Origin of the sequence: Micromonospora sp. RL09-050-HVF-A, assembly GCF_019374995.1 — a bacterium.
Taxonomy (GTDB): Bacteria; Actinomycetota; Actinomycetes; order Mycobacteriales; family Micromonosporaceae; genus Micromonospora; species Micromonospora antibiotica.
This window is the reverse complement of the sequence record NZ_JAGKQP010000002.1, coordinates 1264695-1282988: the sequence shown is the minus strand read 5'-3', so window position 1 is coordinate 1282988 and position 18294 is coordinate 1264695. Positions and strand designations below refer to the sequence as shown.

Here is an 18294-nt window from a genome sequence, read left to right as displayed (position 1 = left end):
AGCTCGTTGCGGCCCATTCCGGGCCCGGACGGGTGCCGGGTCACGAGGTGGCGATGGTGACCGTGCACGAGGCACCTCCCGGGCAGCCCAGGTCGACCTCGGTGGCCCGGTCGACGGCGATCTTCGCGACGGCCCCGCCTCCGTCGGTGGGCGTGACGTCGTCGCGTACGGTCAGGTCGGCATCGCCGGGCGCGGGGGCGGCGACCGTGAAGGCCGCCGCGCTGCGCAGGACCAGGGTGCGCAGCGCGCCCGGGTCGGCCACCCGCAGCACGCACCCACCGACGAAGGTCAGTACGTCGCCGGTACGGTCACAGTCGGCCCGGACCGTCGCCGGGTCGAGTGCGCTGCCGCCCCCGCCGAGCCGGCCCAGCCAGCCCAGTGCACCGGCGTCGGCCGGGTCGCCCCGGTCGGCGCGGCCCACCCCGACCGCGGTGACGAAGGCGGCCACCAGCAGCACCGCCACCGTCACCAGCAGCAGCTTCTGCCGACCGGTCACGGCGTGCCCGCCCCGGGCAGCTCGGTGAACCGGATCAGGTCCACCCCGGCGAAGTACCGTTCGGTGCCCTGCGTCCTGCCGACGGCGATCAGGGTGAGGGTGTGCGGGCCCCGGCCCAGCCGGACCGTGCCGACGTCCTCGACGGCCCGCAGCGCCGGCAGCTTCGAGAAGCCGAGGAAGGTGCCGCCCAACTGCACGCCGTCGAGCTGCCAGATGGTGTTGGCATAGTCGGCGGAGGTGGTCCGGGAAGCGGCGAACGACCAGGTGGCATCGGTCGGCAGGGTGACGGTGAGACTCACCCGGTCACCCACCGCCAACCCCTGGAAGAACAGCTGCCCGCCACCGGACCAGGCGATCCCGCAACAGTCGGGCTGGGTGACCACCTTCACCGCGGCCCCCGCCGGTGACTCCGTCTTCGCCCCGGGGAGCAGGGCCTCGGCCTCCACCGCGACCACCTGCGGTGCGGTCGGTGCCGGCGCGTCGTCCGGGCGGGTCAGCAGGTAACCGACCACCGCGCCGACCAGCACCACCAGCGCCACCGCCGCCGCGATCCACGGCCACGGTGTCCGCTTCGGCGGGGCGACCGCCCTGACCTCGTACGTCACCCGGCCGCTGGAGCGGGAACTCTCCTCCGGCGCGGTGTTCGCCGAGTACGCGAAGCCGGTCATGTCGTACCGCCGGGGTGCGGTGCCGGCCGGCACCGTCAGGCGGACCAGGAACGACACCGAGTTCTGCCCCGGCACCACCCGTTGCGGCTCGGCCACCGTGAACCAGGTCCGCTGACTGCCGTCGCCCGGTGCGACGTCGAAGACCACGGTGTCCGGCGCGACTCCCGGGTTGGAGACGGTGAAGGTCAGCTCGCCCCGGTTGGCCGGGTCGAGGGTGAACTGTCCGGCGGCGGCGACTACGGCCCATTCGGTGGTCATGACGGCTCCTCAGACGACGGTCCGGGCGGGGGAACGGAACCCGGGGCGGGGACAGTGGCGCGACCGACCGCCGGCCCGTACGGCACCGGCCCGCCGCCGACGCCGGACGCACCACCGGACGGACCAGGCCCGGACACGCCACCGGACGGACCGGGCCCGATCTCGGCGTCGGCAGGCGGATCGTCGGCGAGGACGACCTCGGCGGTCACCGCCGCCGGCTTCTCCGCCTCGACGATCCGGGTGACCACGGTCAGCAGTCCGGCTGCCTCCGGCGGCACCCGGACCACCAGGTGGAACGGCCGGTCGACCGGTTCGTCGAGGACGAAACCGGTGACCCCGGTGGCCAGCTCCAACGCGGTCCGCATCCCGTACGGGGTGCCCCGCCAGCGGGCCAGCAGCGCACCGTGCGCGACCAGGTCCCGCAGCCGCCCGACGGGCAACGCCGGTGGGGCGTCCGGTCGGGGTGGACCGAGCACGTGGTCCATCGCCACCCAGCGGGTCAGGTAACCGGCGAACCCGTCCGGCGTGCGGTACGGGGCGAACAGCGCGTCCACCTCGGCGAGCAGCGCCTCGTCCGGGGCGTGCAGCGCCTCCATCACGTCCAGCAGGGCGCCCAGCACACTGCCCGGTCCGGCGGCCCGCTGGTAGGCCGCCGGCAGCAGCCGCTCAATCGCCGCCCGGCGCATCGTGGCCCACCACCTCGATGTCGTGCTCGCCGGAGCAGAGCAGCCAGGTGTCGGGGACGGTCACCACGTCGGCGGTGGCCTGGTTGGCGCTGGCCGTCCAGTCGACGGCGTCGGTGCTGCGGTGCACCCCGCGTTCGCCACCGGCGAGGATCAGCCGTCCGGTGCCGCCCGGCCCGGCGGCGCTGCCCGCGATCGCGTCCACCGGCACGAACCGGGTGCGGTCCCGCAGCGGCAGGCCGCAGTTGACCGTCACCGGTTGCCACTGCGCCTGCGCGGCCAGGGTGTCCAGCCGGACCACCCCGCCGCTCTGCGTGGCGGCGACCGCCAGGGTGCCGACGAAGGCGAGGTCCCGGCAGGTGCCGCCGACCCAACCGGCCTGCACCTGCTGCCACTTCACGTCGGATTCGAACAGCCGGGTGCGGTGGCAGCCCTGGCCCGGCTTCTTCGGGTCCGGCTCGCCCGCGCCGGCCCACAGCAGGGTGGCCGGGCCGTCGTACTGCACGGCGAGGACGCGGTTGTCCACGTTGGCCAGCCCGACGTGGGTGAAGCTGCCGGGGCGGCCACCGGCGGTGGACAGGTAGACCCCGAAGCTGGCCTGTGCGGCGACCGCCACCCCCGGCGCACCCCGCTCGGAGACGAAGGATCGGACGGCGTAGAAGCCCCGGTCGGCGTCGGCCGGGTCGACCAGGATCTGCAACGGCACCGCCCCGGGCAGCAGCGACACCTCGTACAGGCCGGTGTCGGTGGCCAGCAGCAGCGCGCCCGCACCGTCCCGGTCGATCCAGGCCAGGTCGGTTATCCGCGAGTCCAGACCGGTCAGCGGCGACCAGGTCTCGCCGAGGTCGGTGCTCAGGTGCACCCGGGACCCACCCGCCGCCCGGGTGGTGACCACCGCCACTGAGCCGGGACGGGCCACCACGCCGGGACGTACCGGGGCCGGGGCGGGGCCGACCCGCACGACCGTCTCGTCGTCGTCGAACCGGCCGGCCGGCTCCCAGCCGACCCCGGCGTTGGACGAGCGGAACAGCACCGGTCCCCGGCCGGCGTACCAGGTGCGGGCCTGGTACTGGTCGACGGCGAGGGCACGGACCTGCGCGTCGGGGGCCTCGTCCACCACGAACCGGACCGACTCGACGTAGCGCACCCCCGGCTCGGCGTGCTCCAGCATCCGGTACACGTTGGAGGCGCGCAGCGGTTCGCCGAACGCCCAACCGGTCGGATTGAGCCCGGTGGGCAGTGGGCTGAGCGTCTGGTGCAGCCGGTCGTGGATACGCCGGCGGACCGCCTCCGCGTCCTCCTCCCGGCGGACCACCACCCGGGCCCGGATCGACACCGCCTTGTAGCGGGCCCAGCCGGCCCGGCAACTGGTGCCCAACGCCCGCCGCCGGTCCAGGTCCGCCTCCACCCGGCGGCGGGACTCCTCCACCTCGTGCGCGCGCAGCACCGACACCGGCAGCCGGCCACCCGGTCGGGCCTCGTCCGGCACGTACGGCACCAGCACCACCTCGACCTCGCCGGGGCGGGCGAAGCTGTACACCGCCGACCGGGTGAACGCCCGGGCCCGGGACACCCCGCCGGAACCGGCGGCGAGGATCTCGAAGTCCCGGGCGGTGACCGCGCGTTGCTGGGCGAAGAACTCGTACGGGCCCCGGACCAGCGCCGAGTCGAGCGTCTCCAGGTCCCGCCCGCCGCTGGCCGGCCCGGGGTTCTCCGCGCGTACCCCGGGCAGGGGGTCCCGCAGGTTGGTCAGGGTGCCGGCGGCGACGTTGCCGGCCCGGCCACCGCCGGCCCGGTACCAGAGTCGGATCCGGGCGCCGGCCGGCGGCACCGCCGCGACCGTCACCGGCCCGCCGGCCGGCCCGTCACCGGCCGGGCGCAGGTCCAGCGCCGGGGCGAAGGTGACCACCCCGGAGCAGCGGTCCACCAGGTAGACCCGGGCCTGCGGGCCGACCCCGGCGAAGCTGTCCACCGGCCGCCACAGCTCGTACGGGGTGCCCTCGTGCTCCCGGGCCGCCGCACCCAACTCCACCGCGCCGGCCGCCACCTCCACCCCGAGCAGCAGGTCCCACGCCTCGGCGGTGCGCGCCAACGGCGCCCGGGCGGCCCGCAGCACCTGCCCCGGCTGGCCGGTGCCGACGCCGAGCAGTTCCGCGTCGACGATGTCGCAGTGGTGGGTGCGCACGGTCACCTCGGCGGCCCCCTCGGGCAGCAGCGCCGGCTCGGTGGTGACGAAGACGACCGGTTTCGGGTCCGCGCCCCGGGCCGCCGCGATCCGGGTGCCCGCCGGGATCCGCACCGCCGCCCGGTCGCCGCCGGTACGCACGAGACGCACGTCGGCCCAGGCCGCCGTGGGCGCGTGCCGGGTCACCCCGAGCAGGTTGAGGAACTGCACGTACGCCTTGTCCGGCAACTGGTTCAGCCGGAAGATCATCACTTCGGTGAGGTGCGCGAACGCCTCCACCAGCGCGATGCCCGGATCGTGCGCGGACAGGTCGGTCCAGCCGGGGCAGGACTGCCGGATCCGCTCCCGGGCCTCGGTGACCAGATCGAGGAAGGTGCGGTCGTCGAGGTGCGGCACGGGCAGCGTCATGACGGGTCCCCCTCGGCGGCAGGGCGGTCGGTGCCGGACGCCGGACGCCGGGCGGCCCGGTCCCCGGCGGCGGTCGGGCCACCGGCCGGGTCGGTGTCGTCGGGGAGCAGGTCGACGGAGAGGATCAGCTGGCCGGGGGAGAGGCTGGCCCGGACCCGGTAGTCCAGTCGGATCACCAGCCGCCACGGGTCGTCCGGGTCGGGGCCGGCGTCCACGTCGATCACCTCGACCCGGGGTTCCCACCGGCGGATCGCCTGCCGGACGTAGTGGATGGCCAGTCCCGCGGTGGTGTCGTCGTTGGGGGCGAAGACCAGCCGGTGCAGCCGTGAGCCGTACCCGGGGCGCATCAGCCGCTCGCCCGGCGTGGTGGACAGCAGCAGGTACAACGCCTGGCGTACCGTCTCGTCGCCGTCGGTCACGGCGAGCCCGCCGGTCGCGGTCGTCGCCAGACCACCGGTGCGGCCGGCGTCGAAGCCGGCCCCGACGAACCGCAACGCCCTCACCGGTCGGCCTCCACCAGACGCTGCCGGGGGTCGTGGACCGTGTGGTGGACCAGGCCCGGCGGGGTGCCGTCGGTGAAGCCGTCCAGGTGCGACAGCACGATCCGGTGCCCGTCGACCCGCAGCCAGTCGCTGTAGCCGACCCGCACCGCGAGGGTCTTCGCGCAGGGTTTGACCGTCGGCCCGTAGTTGGGGCAGGCCACGATGTCGCGCCCCTCGGGGTCGGCGTCGACCAGCACCGGGACCCCGGCGACGGCCAACCAGTGCTGTGACGCCCGGTTGGTGACCCGGCCGTCGTGGTCGCAGGCGACCAGCGAGTTCAGGTGGATCCACCGCATCAGCCACCTCCGGAGTGGGCGCGGGCCAGCGCGCCGGCCTGTTGCCGGGCGGTCGCCGCGTCCTCGGTCGTGTCGGCGTGCAGGAAGTCGACGCTGCGGGCCCGTACCACCATCGCCCGGCCCGGCGCGGAGAGCACCAGGTCGGTCGCGGCGTGCAGGGTGGTCAGCTCGGGGGTCAGCTCCAGGAAGCTGCCGGCGTCGGTGGCCAGCCGCACCGTCCGCGCCGCGTCGTCGACCACGATGGTCTGACCGCTGCCGGTCCGCACCGACCAGCGGCCCGCGCGCCCGTCGGCGACCCCCGTGTCGTACGGCGCGACGACGCCGAACAGCGAGCCCAGCACCACCCCGGAGACCGGTTCACCGCCGGGCAACGCCAGCAGCACGGTGTCGTCCGGGTCGGGCAGCGCCACGATGCCCTTGTCCCGTCCGGCCCCCGGACACAGCACCGCCAGCCAGCCCGCGTCCAGGTCGCCGTAGCCGGGCAGCCGCACCCGTACCCGGCCGCGCTGGTCCGGGTCGTCGACGGAGGTGACGACACCGAGGGTGACCACCGCCCCGCCGGCCGGGACGCGCGTCGGGGAGGGCGGCGGGGCGGTGGAGAACCAGGTGCGGTGGCCGGCGCCGTCGATGGTGTGCACCACCTCGGTGAGCACGTACGCCCCGGACAACTCCTCGGCCACCCCGGTCAGCGTGATCCGCCGACCGGGTCGCAACGCCGGGTCCCCCTCGGCCACCCCCTCGGCGGTGACCAGTGCGGCGACCCGGGCGTCCAGCCCGGCCTGGGCGAGCGCGGCCAACTCGTCGTCGCTGCGACCGGGCTGGTCCACCAGGGTCCGTACGCCGTCCGCGCCGACCACCGCCGGGTCGGGCCGCAGCGGCACCCGTCGACCGGTCCGCGCGGTGTCGACCTGCTGACCGAGCGGCTCGGCCCGCTGCGGGTGCCAGCCCAGGGCGGCGCTGCCCCCGGCGGCCCGGTCCAGGTTGGTGGCCAACCGCACCGAGTGCAGCGACCGGCCCAGCGCCAACGGCAGCGGCTCACCGTGCCCGTCCAGGGTGACCAGGCGGACCCGGTCGCCGTCGGCGGCCAGGTGCAGGCCGGCCCGGCCGGCCACCTCCAGCAGCAGCTCCAGGTCGCTGTGCCGGTGTTGGAGCAGCCGCTCCAGGCGCGGCCCGTCGGCGTCGGCGTCGACGTCGAGCCCGACCTCGGCGCACAGCTCACGGGCCAGGTCGGCGGCGGTGACCGCCTCGAAGACCCGCAGCTGCTGCCGCTTGCGCAGCCGGTGCAGCAGGTCGTAGCCGCGCAACCGGAACAGGGCGGTGCCGTCGGCGGCGTACTCCACCTCGACGCAGGTGACCTCGCCGGTGAACAGCCGTTCCCCGGCGAGCCGGACGTCGAGGGTGGCGCCGGTCGGCACCACCGGGCCGGGGCCGGGACCCCGCGCGACCGGGCCGGGGTCGGCCGCGTACACCACCTCGCACTGGGTGGGCTGGTCGAGCCGGGCGGCGACCCGTACCGACCGGATGCGGTGGGCCGGTGTCCCGTCCAGCGGCACCCCGTCGAGGAGGATCGACGGCCGGGCGCTCACCGGACACCTCCGTCGATGCCGGCCGGACCCGGGCCGGCGAACAGGTCCCCGCCGCGCCACGGTCCCGTGCCGGCCAGCAGGCCCGCGCCGGTCAGCAGGCCCAGGGCGGCCACCGCGCCGGTGCCGGTGGTGGGGTCGGTACCGGTGGTGGTGCCGGTGCCGGTCGGCGGGGGTACGGCGAGGGCGGTGCCGGCCGGCACGGCGAACGGGTCGGTGATCCGGTTGTGTTCGGCGAGCAGCCGCCAGCGCAGCGGCGAGCCGAGCGCGTCGTGGGCGAGCAGGTCGAAGCGGACGCCGGAGTAGCCGGGGGCGGCCGAGCCGTCCCCGGTGGCCACCACCGCCTGTCCCACCCCGACGGCGGGGGTCGACGCGGCGGCCAGCTCCTCGGCGAAGCCCTGCTGCGCCTCGTCGGCCGACTCGGCCACCCGCAGCAGCTTCAACCGCAGCCAGGAGCGGCGCGGTGAGCCGGTGCGGGTGAACACGTCGAACCGTTCGGCGACGGCCACCACCACCCCGGGCACGTTCCACGTCTTGCCCCAGACCAGCCGGACCAGCGGTGGACGCTGCCAGCCGTGCGCCACGGCCGAGTTCTCGGCCAGCATCCACAGCGGCCGGGTCAGCATCCGGACGTCCTCGGGCGGGGTCGGTCCCTCCACCAGGTCGGTGTCGAAGAGCAGGTCCAGCACGAGTTCGGTGCGCCCGCCGCCGGTGAAGACCAGCGGGTCGTCGGCCAGCCCGACGCCGGTGAGCTGCCCGTCCGCGCTGCCCCGGGGGCGTACCCCGGCGACCCGGGTGACCTGCACGGTCTGCGGGTTGAGCAGGCAGTCGATCCGGACCCCGGACTCGTCGACCAGGAACGCCACCCGTTCCATCACCACCCCCGCTGTTCGGCGTCGAGCCGGCCGCACCGGACGTCGTCGAGCCCGGCCACCAGCGGCGTACGCCATCCGCCGTCGTCGGGCAGCGCCGGCCACGGACCGGCCACCGCCCCCGCCGGTACGCCCGCCCACGCCGTCCCGTCGCTGCGACAGGTGTCCCGCGCACCGGTCGCCGAGACCGTGCCGGCCGGGACGGTGGGCTCGTCGGGCAGGGCCGGCCACGGGTCGTCGGGCGGGGTCGGCTCGCCGGTCGGCCAGCGGCTCCCGTCGTCCGGCCGGAGATCGTCGGCGTACCGGGGCGGACGGCCGCTGCCGGCGTCCCGCCCCGGCGGTGGCGTCCCGCCGAGCCGCCACCCGTCATCCGCGCGGGCACGCCACCCGCCGCGCCCACCGGCCCGCCATCTGTCGTCCGCGTCGGCCCGCCATCTGTCGTCCGCGTCGGCCCGCCATCTGTCGTCCGCGCCGGGGGATGTGGGGTCGGTCGGTTCCCGTCCGGACGTCCGTCCCGGCGGGGCGCCGCCGGGGTGGGTCGTCGGGTCGGGGGCGATCCGCAGCACCGGGGGTGTCGCGCCCGAGCGCCGGGTCGCCGCAGCGGCGGCGCGGCCGTCCGACGGCCCGGCCGGGTGGGGACCGGCGGCGTCACCGCCGACGGGGCCGGTACTTCCGCCGGGCCCGTCGATCCGCGCGCCGGGTCCGGTCGCCGGGGAACCGGCCGGGCCGCCGGGCGTCCGCCGGCCCGGGCCGGTGTCCGTCGGGCCGCCCGGGTCCACCATCCATGGTGGTCGGCCACCTGACGGCCCGGGGCGTCCCGGCGGCACCGGCTCGGCGGTACCCGTCTCCGGCCCGGCGGCACCCGTCTCCGGCGCGGCGGCGGCACCCGCCCCCGGTGCTCCGCCGGGGCCGCCCCACCGGGTCCCGTCGGCCCGGTTGGGGACCGTTTCCCGGGTTCCGCCGGGGCCCGGCTGCGGTGGGCCGTCGGGCGGCGGTGCGAAGCCCGGACCCGCCGGGACGACCGGCGGGCCCGCTGCGGCCGGCCGCCCGGCCGGCCCCGGTCCAGGGCGCTGCCCGGCCCCGGCCGGACCGGTCGGTCCTGACACGCCGGGTCTGGCCGACCGGTGGGGCCAGCCGGACCCGGCCGCCCCGCGCAGTCGGGACCAGAGCGAACCCGCGCGGCCGGAGCGGGCCGTCGCCGTAGGTTCACGGCGGTCCGGAGCCGTCGGGTACGACCGTGGCGTCGGCTGCGCGGTCCGCCACCCCGGCCGGCCGGTGGCCGGCTGGTCGACCCCCGTCCGGGCGGGGCGGTCGGGCCGGCTGCGACCGGTGGGGCGTCGGGCCCGGTGGTTCCGTAGGGGTCGGTGGTTCCGTAGCGGTCGTCGGGCCCGGTGGTTCCGGTCGGCGCGGGTGGCCGGTCGACCGGCGGGGAGCCGGGCCGGGAGGGGTGCGCAGGGTGCCCGGCGGCTGCCGGGGCGGACCGCCCGGGTACCCCCGGGAGGGCTGCCTGCCCGGGACCGGCGGTCGGCGGCGGACCCGGCGGGAGGTCGTCGCCCGGCCCGACCAGGTCGTGCAGCAGGCCGGGGGCGTGCGCGGCGACCACCCGCAGCCAGTGCTCCGGCGGCTGCCCCGGCCGCCGCAGTGGGGACGCTGCCGGATCGACCGGTTCGGACCGCCGTGCGGGCGGGGCGAGCACCGGACCGGCGAACGGCGTGGCCGGTGCCGCTAAGTGTCCGGCTGGGTCCGGGACCGGCGCGGTCGGGCCGGCGGCCGGGTCCACCGCGTCGGCGGCGGCCCGCAGCCGGGCGGCCAGCCAGTTACGCGGTCGTGGGCGCGGTGGCACCGCCGGCCTCCAGTTCCAGCCCCTCGTACGCGAGGGTCAGCGCCACGATGGCGATCTCCTGGGACAGGGTGTGCAGGTGTGCGCCGCGCCACCGCATCGGCCACGCGTTGATCAGGTTCCAGCGCAGCACCTCGGCGGTGCCGGCGGCGTCCAGCAGCACCACCGACACGTTGCGGCGGCTCACCGTCCCGGTCGCCGCGCTGTGCACCCAGTCCCACAGCTCGCGGGACGGGGTCAGTCCGAAGTGCAGGGTCACCGGCGCATAGTCGACCTGCCCCGGTACCGACCGGATCCGGTCGTTGCCGGCCTCCCGGTAGGCCAGCCGGCCGATGGTCAGCTCCAGGCCGCTGACCTCGGTGAAGTGCCCGTTGGTGACGCCGTTGATGAGCAGTTTGAAGTTGTACGCCCGGTACGGGTCGACCGGGGCGCCCGGCTGTGGCGTGGCCGTGGTCGGCATGTCAGCCTCCGATCGTCTCGGTCTCGGTGCCGCCGGCCCACTGGCTCAGCTTGAACACCACGAACTCCGCCGGTTTGACCACCGCGATGCCGATGTGCGCGACCACCATCCCGGCGTCGCGGACGTCGACCGGGTTGGTCTCCTCGTCGCACTTGACGAAGAACGCCTCCTCCGGGGTACGCCCCAGCAGCGCCCCGTCACGCCACACCCGGGTCAGGAACGCGCCGATGTCGCGGCGGATGGACCGCCACAGCGAGTAGTCGTTGGGCTCGAACACCATCCACCGGGTGCCGTTGGCGATGGCCTGCTCGATGGAGATCGACAGCCGGCGGACGTTGAGGTAACGCCACTCGCTGGCCTCGGCGGCCAGGGTCCGGGCCCCCCACACCCGGATGCCCTCCCCGGCGAAGTACCTGATGACGTTGACCCCCTTGGGGTTGAGCACGTCGTGTTCCGAGCGGGTGACCAGGTACTCCAGGTCGACGGCGCCGCGTACCGGCTCGTTGGCGGGGCCTTGTGGACGCCGCGCAACCCGTCGGTGCGGGCCCAGATGCCCGCCATGTGCCCGCTCGGCGGGGTGAGCACCAGCTCGCCGGTGAGCGGGTCACGCACCCGCAGCCAGGGGAAGTAGAACGCGCCGTAGTCGGACTGCCGGGCCCGGTGGGCGGTTCCGGCCGGCCCGTCGCCCGACGTCGCCGCGTCACCACTCCTGCCGTCGGCGGGTTTGCCGTCGGCGGGTTTGCCGTCGGTGGGTTTGCCGGTGGTGGGGCGAGGGCCGGGGGTGGCCACCCGGGTCAGCGTCGAGATGTCCTCGATGCCGGGCGGCGGGTCGCAGATCGCCACCATGGTGCGCAGCCGCTCGGCCATGCTCAGCAGCGCGTCGTGCGACACCGGGTCGTGGAAGCCGGGCGCGGCGAGGATGGCCACCTCGTCGATCGCCTCCACCAGTTGCAGCCCGGTGCGACGCTGTCCGGAGCCGGTGAGCTGGCCGCCCGCGCCGACGTTGACCACCCAGCAGCGGCTGCCGCCGTTGTCGAGGAAGCCGAAGACCGCGCGGGCCAGCGGGGTGCTCTCCAGGTCGTCGCCGTCGGCGTACAGGCGCAGGAACTCCGACCAGCTGTTGACCGCCAGCGCCCGGTCGACGTGGGCCGTGCGGTTCGGCGCGACCCCGACGAACGCGGCGGTGGCCATGCCGACCGGCCCGATCGGCCGGGCGCCGCTGGGTACCTCCTCGACATAGATGCCGGGGGAGAAGTATTGGGGCATCGGTCCTCCTGTACGCGGGCGGTCCGGGTCAGCGGGCCGGGGGTTCGCAGACGATGACGAGGTCCGCGTCGGCCGGGTCGACCTCGGCGGTGAGGGTGCGGCCCCGGCCGACCAGGCGCAGCCGGACCGGTCGTCCGGGGTGCTCCGGGTCGTGCGGGACCCCGGCGATCCGGAACCGACCGCCCGCGTCGGTGTGGGTGGCGTACGGGGTGCCGACCAGTTCCACCCGCAGCGCCGCCAACGGCTGCTGCTGCGGGCCGACCACCCGGCCGGCCAGGTCCCGCAGGGCCAGCCGGTGCAACCGCAGCGGGTGCAGCACCGGTGGTGCGACCGGCGACGCGGCTGTCACCTGGGCCGGCACGTCGACCAGCAGCGCCGGGCGGGGGGTGACGCCCAGGGTCACCCACAGCGCCGGGTCGCCGGCCTCCAGGACCAGTTCCGGTTCGCCCGCCTCGGCGGCGGCGGTCAGGACCCGGTCCAACCCGGCCAGCGCCGTCGGACCGGCGGCGCTGACCAGGTAGCGGATCGTGAACCGGTACGGTTCCCGGGTGCCGGTGCCCCGGGTCTGCCGGGCCGGCCGCAGGGCCAGCGGCCACAGGGTCAACCCGGTGCCGCCGTCGGTGGGCGGGCCGATCGGGACGTCCTCGCCGGCCACCCCGGCCAGCCAGGCCGCCAGCGCGGCGGTGGCCGCCTCGACCGGTCCCCGCCCGTCGCCGGTCATCGCGGCGGCGTCCCCTGGATGCGGTACGCGATGGCCTCGTTCCACACGTGCGGGTAGACGCCGATCTCGAAGTACCGGGTGAACCGGTTGATCGGGGCGTTGGTGTGGTCGTGCCAGAGCAGCCACACCGGGGCGACGGTGAACAGGACGTAGTTTCCGACGACCAGCGGCAGGTAGAGCGGCCCGAGCAGCCGGGCCTGGAAGATGTGCACGTCCTCGTGGCGTTGGATGCCGGGGCCGGACCCGGCGCAGACGGTGCCGATGGTGGTGGCGTAGCGCGGGGACACCCCCTCGACCAGGTTGACCCGGCAGCTGTGCTGCGAGGTGGGCCGGTCCAGCGAGTGGCCGAAGACCAGGTGCAGGGCGAGGTAGAGCGCCCCGACGGCGGTGTTCGGCAAGCTCCAGGTGTGGTCGACGACGAAGAGCAGCACGCCCCGGGCGTCCGGGCCGTACACCCGGGCGGCGGCGACCGACCAGCCGAACGGGACGCCGACGAGCAGGCCGACGACCGCCCCGACGAGCAGGCCGACCGGTCCGCCGGTGAGGACCCCGAGCGTCGCCCCGCACAGGACGTGGACGGCGGCGCTGACGATTCCGAAGATCATGACGCGCCTCCGCTCAGACCCAGGAACGGACGAAGCGGGGCTCGCGCCCCTGGGCGAGCTGGCCGGCCGACGCCTGGGTCGGCTGCCGGTTGCCGGGCGGCAGCTGGTTGACGCCCAGCGCGGCGGAGAAGATGACCAGGCCGTTGAAGAACGCGATCAGCCACTTCTCGCCGCCGGCCCCGGTGGCGAACGCCGCGGTGGCGTACGACAGGGTCAGCGCGACGCCCAGGGCGATCCACTTGCGGGCCTTGTCGCTGTTCGGGCCGATCAGTCCGCCGACGACGTTGGCGGTGAGCAGGGTGGCGGCGCTGGCGCCGGCCACACTGCCGAGAGCGGCCCAGGTGAAGAGATCGTTCACGGCGATCTCCCTTCGAGTGGTGCGGGGAGGGTAGGTGCGGGTGGTGAGGTGCGACGGCCGGTGGGGCGGGCCGCCCGGGTGCCGTGGTGGTGCGCCGGGGTCAGACCGGCCCCGGACGATCGGTCGGTGCGGCCCCGCCCGTGGTGCCGGTCGGGCCCGGCGGGGTGGACGGGACGGTGGTGGCACGGGCGCGGCGGCGCAGCAGCACGGTGACCACCCCACCGGCCAGCAGCAGGAGCAGGACCGCACCGGCCACCAGCAGCCAGGGGAAGGAACCCGGGTCGTCGTCGCCGGCGGCGGCGACCGGGGTGGCCGACGGGGTCGGCCGGGGCGGGGCCTCGGCGATCGCCCGTAGCTCGGCCGGCTTGGGCTGGTTGGCCACGACCTTCCAGCTGACCGAGCGCCCGCTGAGGGTGCCGTTGGTGTCGATCACCCGCCCGGGAAAGGTCACGGATATCTCGAACGACATCAGCTGCATGAACGCCTGCTGGTTCTGTGGATTCTGCTCGGCCACTTTTCCGCCGTATTTCTTGGGATCGAGCGGCAGGCTGAAACGATAGAGATCACCGTCGCGGACAAGATTCACACTCTCGCTGGTGAAATCCTTCAACGGGGTGTGCCGATAGGTGATCTGCGCGCCGTAGTAACGCTCGTCCTGGTAGACGGTCTCCTCGCCGACGGGGAGGCTGGGAATGTTCTCCCGCAGTTCGGCGTAGGCCACCGCGATGTTCTTGTTGCGGTTGCTGAGCACGGACCTGTCCGCGGTCAACAGGAGTTGCCCGTCGATGGTGTCGTCGGCGTTGACGGTCAGGCCGAGGTTGAGTTGCATGCAGCCGGCGAGCGACGCCACCAGGGCGAGGCACGCCACCGCCCGTACCGCCCGGCCGCGCCAGAGTCCGGTTGTCATGGTCACATTGTGTGTGATCCACTTCACAGTCGGCAGTCCTAGATCGGTCATCCGCCTGTCTCCGATCTTACCGGAACGCCCAACTGTTCGGACAGTACGGAAATGGTGAAAGGCAGATATCCTGGACGGTTGACCACCATTGTCGACACTATCCGCTCCGTTTCCGCGCGCACCGGATCCGCATCGAACCCCGACGGCACCAACCCGAAACAACCGACCCTCCCACTCCCACTCCCACTCCCACCCCCTACCCCCGTCCCCGCCCCCTTGGGTCCGTACCCCGCTTGGTGATCAAGAGGTTTGCGTCAGAAAATCCTCGGCAGGTGACGCAAACCTCTTGATCACCGGGGAAAGCCGGGGGCGGGGGCGTTGAGTGGGAGGGGTGGGGGGTGGGGTGGGGGTGGGGGCGTCGGGGCAGTGGGCTGCGGTAAGGGGCACATCGTGCTTGTGGCCGTGACGAAACCGGTGTGAGATCTCCGGTGAGGACCGTCGTGCCCACCCCGGGGACGGCCCCCGGCCGAAGGGACCGCACTGCCGTGAACGCCGCCACCGAGCCCCGTACCGTCGCGCCCCGGGTGGTGCGGGCCGCCCGTACCGGAGTCGCGGTGGTCTTCGCCCTCAACGGCCTCGCCGTGGCCAGCTGGTTCTCCCGGGTCCCGGCGGTCCGCGACGCGCTCGGCCTCAGCGCCGGCCGGCTCGGCCTGCTGCTGCTGGCCATGTCCGGCGGCGCGGTGCTGGCGCTGACCAGCGCCGGCCTGGTGACCCAGCGGCTCGGCCCGGCCCGCACCGTCGTCGCCTCCACCGTGCTGGTCGCGGTCGGGCTGGCCGGGGTGGGCGTCGCCACCCCGCTCGGCTCGCTGCCCGGCGTCGCGGTCGGCCTGTTCGCCCTCGGCTACGGCTCCGGCACCTGCGACGTGGGCATGAACGTCGAGGGCGCGGCGGTGGAGAAACGGCTGGGCCGCACCATCCTGCCCCGCTTCCACGCCGCCTGGAGCCTCGGCTCGGTGGCCGGTGCCGGGCTGGGCGCGGGTGCGGCCCGGCTCGGTGTGCCGATCACCGTCCACCTGGCGGTGCTGGCGGCGGTGGTGCTCGGCGGCACCCTGCTCGGGGCGCGGAACTTCCTGCCCGCCCTGCCCGCCTCCACCGCGGACGGTGCCGCGTCGGCCCGCCGGGGTGGCCTGCTCGCGGCCTGGCGGGAGCCGCGCACCCTGCTCATCGGCGCACTGGTGCTGGTGATGGCGTTCACCGAGGGCAGCGCCAACGACTGGCTGGCGGTCGCCTTCGTCGACGGCTACGGGGTCAGCGAGGCCGCCGGGGCAGCCGTCTTCGGGGTCTTCGTCGCCGGCATGACCATCGGCCGGACCGTCGGCACCGTGGCCATCGACCGCTGGGGCCGGGTGCCGGTGCTGATCGGCACGATCCTGCTGGCCGCCGCCGGCTCGCTGCTGGCGGTGCTGGCCGGCTCCGGCCCGCTGGCCGTCGTCGGGGTGGTCCTCTGGGGGCTCGGCGCGTCGCTCGGCTTCCCGGTCGGGATGAGCGCCGCCGCCGACGACGAGGAGCACGCCCCCGCCCGGGTCAGCGTCGTCGCGGTGATCGGTTACACGTCGTTCCTGGCCAGCCCGCCGCTGCTGGGCCTGCTCGGTGACCACGTCGGCATCCTGCATGCCCTGCTGGTGGTGCCGGTGCTGCTGATCCCGACGCTGGCCCTGGTGCCGGCGACTCGTCCACCGGCCGGCGTCGGGCCGTCGGAACACACCGCCCCAGTACAGAAAAACTAACAGTTCCCGGCCCGCACCGGTATCGGGTGCGCGGCCGTTACGCCGGGTCGTCGCCGCTGGCTAGGGTCGCCGGATGCCAACTGAGATCACCGCCGCAGCGGCGGGCCGCTGGACCCTGGGCGACCGCACCGTGCACCGGATGGGCTTCGGCTCGATGCGGCTCACCGCCCACCCCGACCGGGACCGGGCGCTGCGCGTCCTGCGCCGGGCCGTCGAACTGGGCGTCGACCACATCGACACCGCCGCGTTCTACGTCTCGCCGGGCGGCACCCTGAAGGTCGGCACCGGCCCCGCCCGGTACGCCACCGAACTGATCCGTGCCGCCCTCGCCCCGTACCCGGAAGGGCTGGTCATCGTCACCAAGGTCGGCTTCCGGGCCGACCCGACGACCGGCACGCGCGAGGAGGCCAGCCCGGCGCAGCTGCGCGCCCAGGTTGAGGAGAACCTGCGTCGGCTCGGCCGCGACCACCTCGACCTGGTCAACCTGCGGATCGTCAAGCGGCCCGCGCCGGACTCCGTGGCCGAACGCTTCGGTGCGCTGGCCGAGCTGCGCGACGCCGGTCTGATCCGGCACCTGGGCCTGTCCAACGTCCGCGTCGACCACCTCGACGAGGCGCAGACCATCGCCCCGGTGGTCTGCGTGCAGAACAACTACGCCCTGGACAACCGCGGCGACCAGGACGCCATGGTCCGCGAGTGCGGTGCCCGGGGGATCGCCTACGTGCCGTTCTTCTCCCTGACCGGCGTCAACCGCGAAGGCGGGGCACGTACCGACCACGACGCGGCCGTACGCGCCGTCGCCCGCGCCCACGACGCCACCCCGCAGCAGGTACGCCTCGCCTGGACGCTGCACCAGGGCCCGCACGTGCTGGCCATCCCCGGTACCGGTGACCCGGCCCACCTCGCCGAGAACGTCGCAGCCGCCGCGCTGCGACTCACCCCCGACGAGCTGGCCGCCCTGGGCTGAACGGTCCCGGGCGTGGCGCGTACGCCCTGGGGCGTCGAGGTCTGCCCCGTCCAGCCGGTTGTCACCGGGCTCGCAGCGCCCTGCCAGGCAGGGGTGTTCCACTGGAGGGACGCCGAGGAGAGGACGGGCAGATGGGCTGGTTCAGCCGACGGACCCGGGCTGACGAGGGCATCCCGACCAAGCTCGATCGGGAGGCCACCCGGGACGACCTGACCGCGTTGGCGGACTTCGTGGCCGCCCACCGGGGGGTGGAGTTCTATCTCGAACCCGAGACGACCGCCACCGACACCACAGTGGTGGCGATCGCGCACGACGGGGAGTGGATCCGCCGCCGCACCGGCTCCCCACGTACGGCGGCGAAGCTGGCCCACCGGCACGCGGTGCCCCTCTACGAGGCGGCGAAGACCGGATACCCGGAGCGGATGCGGGCCTGGAACCGGACCCACCCCGAGCGTCGCCTCCGTTGACCCCTCAGCCGCTGCGTAGAGGGTGGCCAGGGGTCTGCGGGGTGGGTGTCTGTGGGGGCGGGCCGTGGGGTGCGGCCGTGGTGGTGGGCGCGGCCGTTGGCCGCGCCGGCGGCTGCGGGCCAGGGGTGTGTGGGTATGTCGTCGCGGGCCCTTTCGAGCTGATGACGGTGACGGATCGGTCCCCCCGGGTGGGACGGCCCGGCCCGACGCCCGTCCGGTCGGGTCGGACCGTGCCGACCCCGAGTCGTTGACGTCATCAGCTCGACAGGGTGCGAGAGAGGTGTTCCGACCGCCAGGGACGGTCGGTCCCGGGACGGTCGGTCCCGGGACGGTCGGTCCCGGGATGGGTGCCTCGATCGGCTCCGCACCGGCTGGTGGCGGCCGGCGGACCTCCCTCAGGCGGGTTGCGGGTCGCCTCGGAGGATCTGCGGGTGCGCCGCACGGGGCGGCTGCGGGTCGGCCGTCGGGCGGGGCCGGACCCACCCGTGGGATGCGCGGGGCGGGCGGCTGCCGGCCTCGCCACAGGGGTCGATCGGTGCCGTCGCGGGGCCGGTGGCCACCGTTGACCTCGGGGTGAGGAGTATGGCAGCATTCGCGGCCTGACGGCAGTGAAGGAAGTCGGTGCGATTCCGACGCGGTCCCGCCACTGTCACCGGGGAGCGATCCCCCCTCGTGAGTCACGACCGTGCGTGCACGGTTGGAAGGCCGGGGGTGAGCGTCGATCCGGGAGCCAGGATACTTCGGCCGTCGGAGAACCCCAGGGCGTGGACACCCGAGGAGGACCCGATGACGCACAGCGTCACTGCCGACCCCATCACGGTCGGTGATTTCTGCATCACCGTCGAGCCCGCGCCGCCGCGTGCTCCCACCTCTCCCACCGTCGCCGGCCGCCGCCGGGGCGGTCGGCCTGCCACGTACCGCTGACGGCCGGTCC

General features: G+C 75.1%; 19 protein-coding genes and 1 riboswitch. Of the genes, 4 read left to right on the top strand and 15 right to left on the bottom strand.

What is annotated here, in order from left to right:
- Window positions 1-40: 40 nt before the first annotated feature.
- The 11 genes from J7462_RS05970 to J7462_RS31870 all read right to left on the bottom strand — a co-directional run bounded on the left by J7462_RS05970 (window position 41) and on the right by J7462_RS31870 (window position 10760).
- Window positions 41-496 (bottom strand): hypothetical protein, encoded by a 456-nt coding sequence (locus J7462_RS05970; protein ID WP_219462488.1) that lies wholly within the window; start codon window positions 494-496, stop codon window positions 41-43.
- Entirely contained in the window at window positions 493-1422 is a 930-nt protein-coding gene (locus J7462_RS05965; protein ID WP_219462486.1) for a hypothetical protein, read from the bottom strand. Before J7462_RS05965 ends, J7462_RS05970 begins: the two co-directional genes overlap by 4 nt.
- Window positions 1419-2108, bottom strand: a complete 690-nt coding sequence (locus J7462_RS05960) for a phage tail protein (RefSeq protein WP_219462484.1) — start codon at window positions 2106-2108, stop codon at window positions 1419-1421. Before J7462_RS05960 ends, J7462_RS05965 begins: the two co-directional genes overlap by 4 nt.
- A complete protein-coding gene (locus tag J7462_RS05955; RefSeq protein ID WP_219462482.1) occupies window positions 2089-4698 on the bottom strand; it encodes a putative baseplate assembly protein in 2610 nt (869 codons plus the stop codon). Before J7462_RS05955 ends, J7462_RS05960 begins: the two co-directional genes overlap by 20 nt.
- Window positions 4695-5201, bottom strand: coding sequence for a GPW/gp25 family protein (locus J7462_RS05950; protein WP_308290773.1), 507 nt, complete (start codon window positions 5199-5201; stop codon window positions 4695-4697). Before J7462_RS05950 ends, J7462_RS05955 begins: the two co-directional genes overlap by 4 nt.
- Window positions 5198-5536 (bottom strand): hypothetical protein, encoded by a 339-nt coding sequence (locus J7462_RS05945; RefSeq protein WP_219462480.1) that lies wholly within the window; start codon window positions 5534-5536, stop codon window positions 5198-5200. The genes J7462_RS05950 and J7462_RS05945 overlap by 4 nt, the downstream gene beginning before the upstream one ends.
- Window positions 5536-7122 carry a phage baseplate assembly protein V gene (locus J7462_RS05940; protein ID WP_219462479.1) on the bottom strand — a complete coding sequence of 529 codons (1587 nt, stop codon included), beginning with the start codon at window positions 7120-7122 and terminating at the stop codon, window positions 5536-5538. The genes J7462_RS05945 and J7462_RS05940 overlap by 1 nt, the downstream gene beginning before the upstream one ends.
- Entirely contained in the window at window positions 7119-7994 is an 876-nt protein-coding gene (locus J7462_RS05935) for a hypothetical protein (RefSeq protein ID WP_219470035.1), read from the bottom strand. Before J7462_RS05935 ends, J7462_RS05940 begins: the two co-directional genes overlap by 4 nt.
- Complete coding sequence (locus J7462_RS05930) at window positions 7994-8773, bottom strand: hypothetical protein (RefSeq protein ID WP_219462476.1); 780 nt, start codon at window positions 8771-8773, stop codon at window positions 7994-7996. Before J7462_RS05930 ends, J7462_RS05935 begins: the two co-directional genes overlap by 1 nt.
- A 1035-nt stretch (window positions 8774-9808) precedes the next feature.
- Complete coding sequence (locus J7462_RS05925; RefSeq protein ID WP_208566540.1) at window positions 9809-10291, bottom strand: phage tail protein; 483 nt, start codon at window positions 10289-10291, stop codon at window positions 9809-9811.
- A 1-nt stretch (window position 10292) separates the two neighbouring features.
- A complete protein-coding gene (locus J7462_RS31870) occupies window positions 10293-10760 on the bottom strand; it encodes a phage tail sheath C-terminal domain-containing protein (protein ID WP_255598217.1) in 468 nt (155 codons plus the stop codon).
- Between the two features lie 312 nt (window positions 10761-11072).
- On the opposite strand from J7462_RS31870, the gene J7462_RS31865 reads away from it, so the two are divergent.
- Complete coding sequence (locus J7462_RS31865) at window positions 11073-11531, top strand: hypothetical protein (protein WP_255597599.1); 459 nt, start codon at window positions 11073-11075, stop codon at window positions 11529-11531.
- 54 nt (window positions 11532-11585) lie between these two features.
- Here J7462_RS31865 and J7462_RS05915 read toward each other — a convergent pair whose 3' ends face one another.
- From J7462_RS05915 to J7462_RS05900, 4 genes are all read right to left on the bottom strand, one after another.
- Window positions 11586-12278 (bottom strand): carboxypeptidase-like regulatory domain-containing protein, encoded by a 693-nt coding sequence (locus J7462_RS05915; protein WP_219462474.1) that lies wholly within the window; start codon window positions 12276-12278, stop codon window positions 11586-11588.
- The gene (locus J7462_RS05910) at window positions 12275-12883 is read right to left on the bottom strand and encodes a glycine zipper family protein (protein ID WP_219462473.1); all 609 of its coding nucleotides are present in this window, start codon (window positions 12881-12883) and stop codon (window positions 12275-12277) included. Before J7462_RS05910 ends, J7462_RS05915 begins: the two co-directional genes overlap by 4 nt.
- Window positions 12884-12896: 13 nt before the next feature.
- A complete protein-coding gene (locus J7462_RS05905) occupies window positions 12897-13241 on the bottom strand; it encodes a hypothetical protein (RefSeq protein ID WP_219462471.1) in 345 nt (114 codons plus the stop codon).
- A gap of 100 nt (window positions 13242-13341) precedes the next feature.
- The gene (locus J7462_RS05900; RefSeq protein ID WP_255597598.1) at window positions 13342-14148 is read right to left on the bottom strand and encodes a DUF3153 domain-containing protein; all 807 of its coding nucleotides are present in this window, start codon (window positions 14146-14148) and stop codon (window positions 13342-13344) included.
- 536 nt (window positions 14149-14684) lie between these two features.
- On the opposite strand from J7462_RS05900, the gene J7462_RS05895 reads away from it, so the two are divergent.
- The 3 genes from J7462_RS05895 to J7462_RS05885 all read left to right on the top strand — a co-directional run bounded on the left by J7462_RS05895 (window position 14685) and on the right by J7462_RS05885 (window position 17360).
- Window positions 14685-15926: an MFS transporter gene (locus tag J7462_RS05895; protein ID WP_219462470.1), complete on the top strand. Its 1242-nt coding sequence runs from the start codon at window positions 14685-14687 to the stop codon at window positions 15924-15926.
- A gap of 73 nt (window positions 15927-15999) precedes the next feature.
- Window positions 16000-16893 carry an aldo/keto reductase gene (locus J7462_RS05890; RefSeq protein ID WP_219462469.1) on the top strand — a complete coding sequence of 298 codons (894 nt, stop codon included), beginning with the start codon at window positions 16000-16002 and terminating at the stop codon, window positions 16891-16893.
- A 131-nt stretch (window positions 16894-17024) separates the two neighbouring features.
- Window positions 17025-17360: a hypothetical protein gene (locus J7462_RS05885; RefSeq protein WP_219462468.1), complete on the top strand. Its 336-nt coding sequence runs from the start codon at window positions 17025-17027 to the stop codon at window positions 17358-17360.
- A 611-nt stretch (window positions 17361-17971) separates the two neighbouring features.
- A riboswitch (cobalamin riboswitch) is annotated at window positions 17972-18101 on the top strand.
- Window positions 18102-18294: the final 193 nt, after the last annotated feature.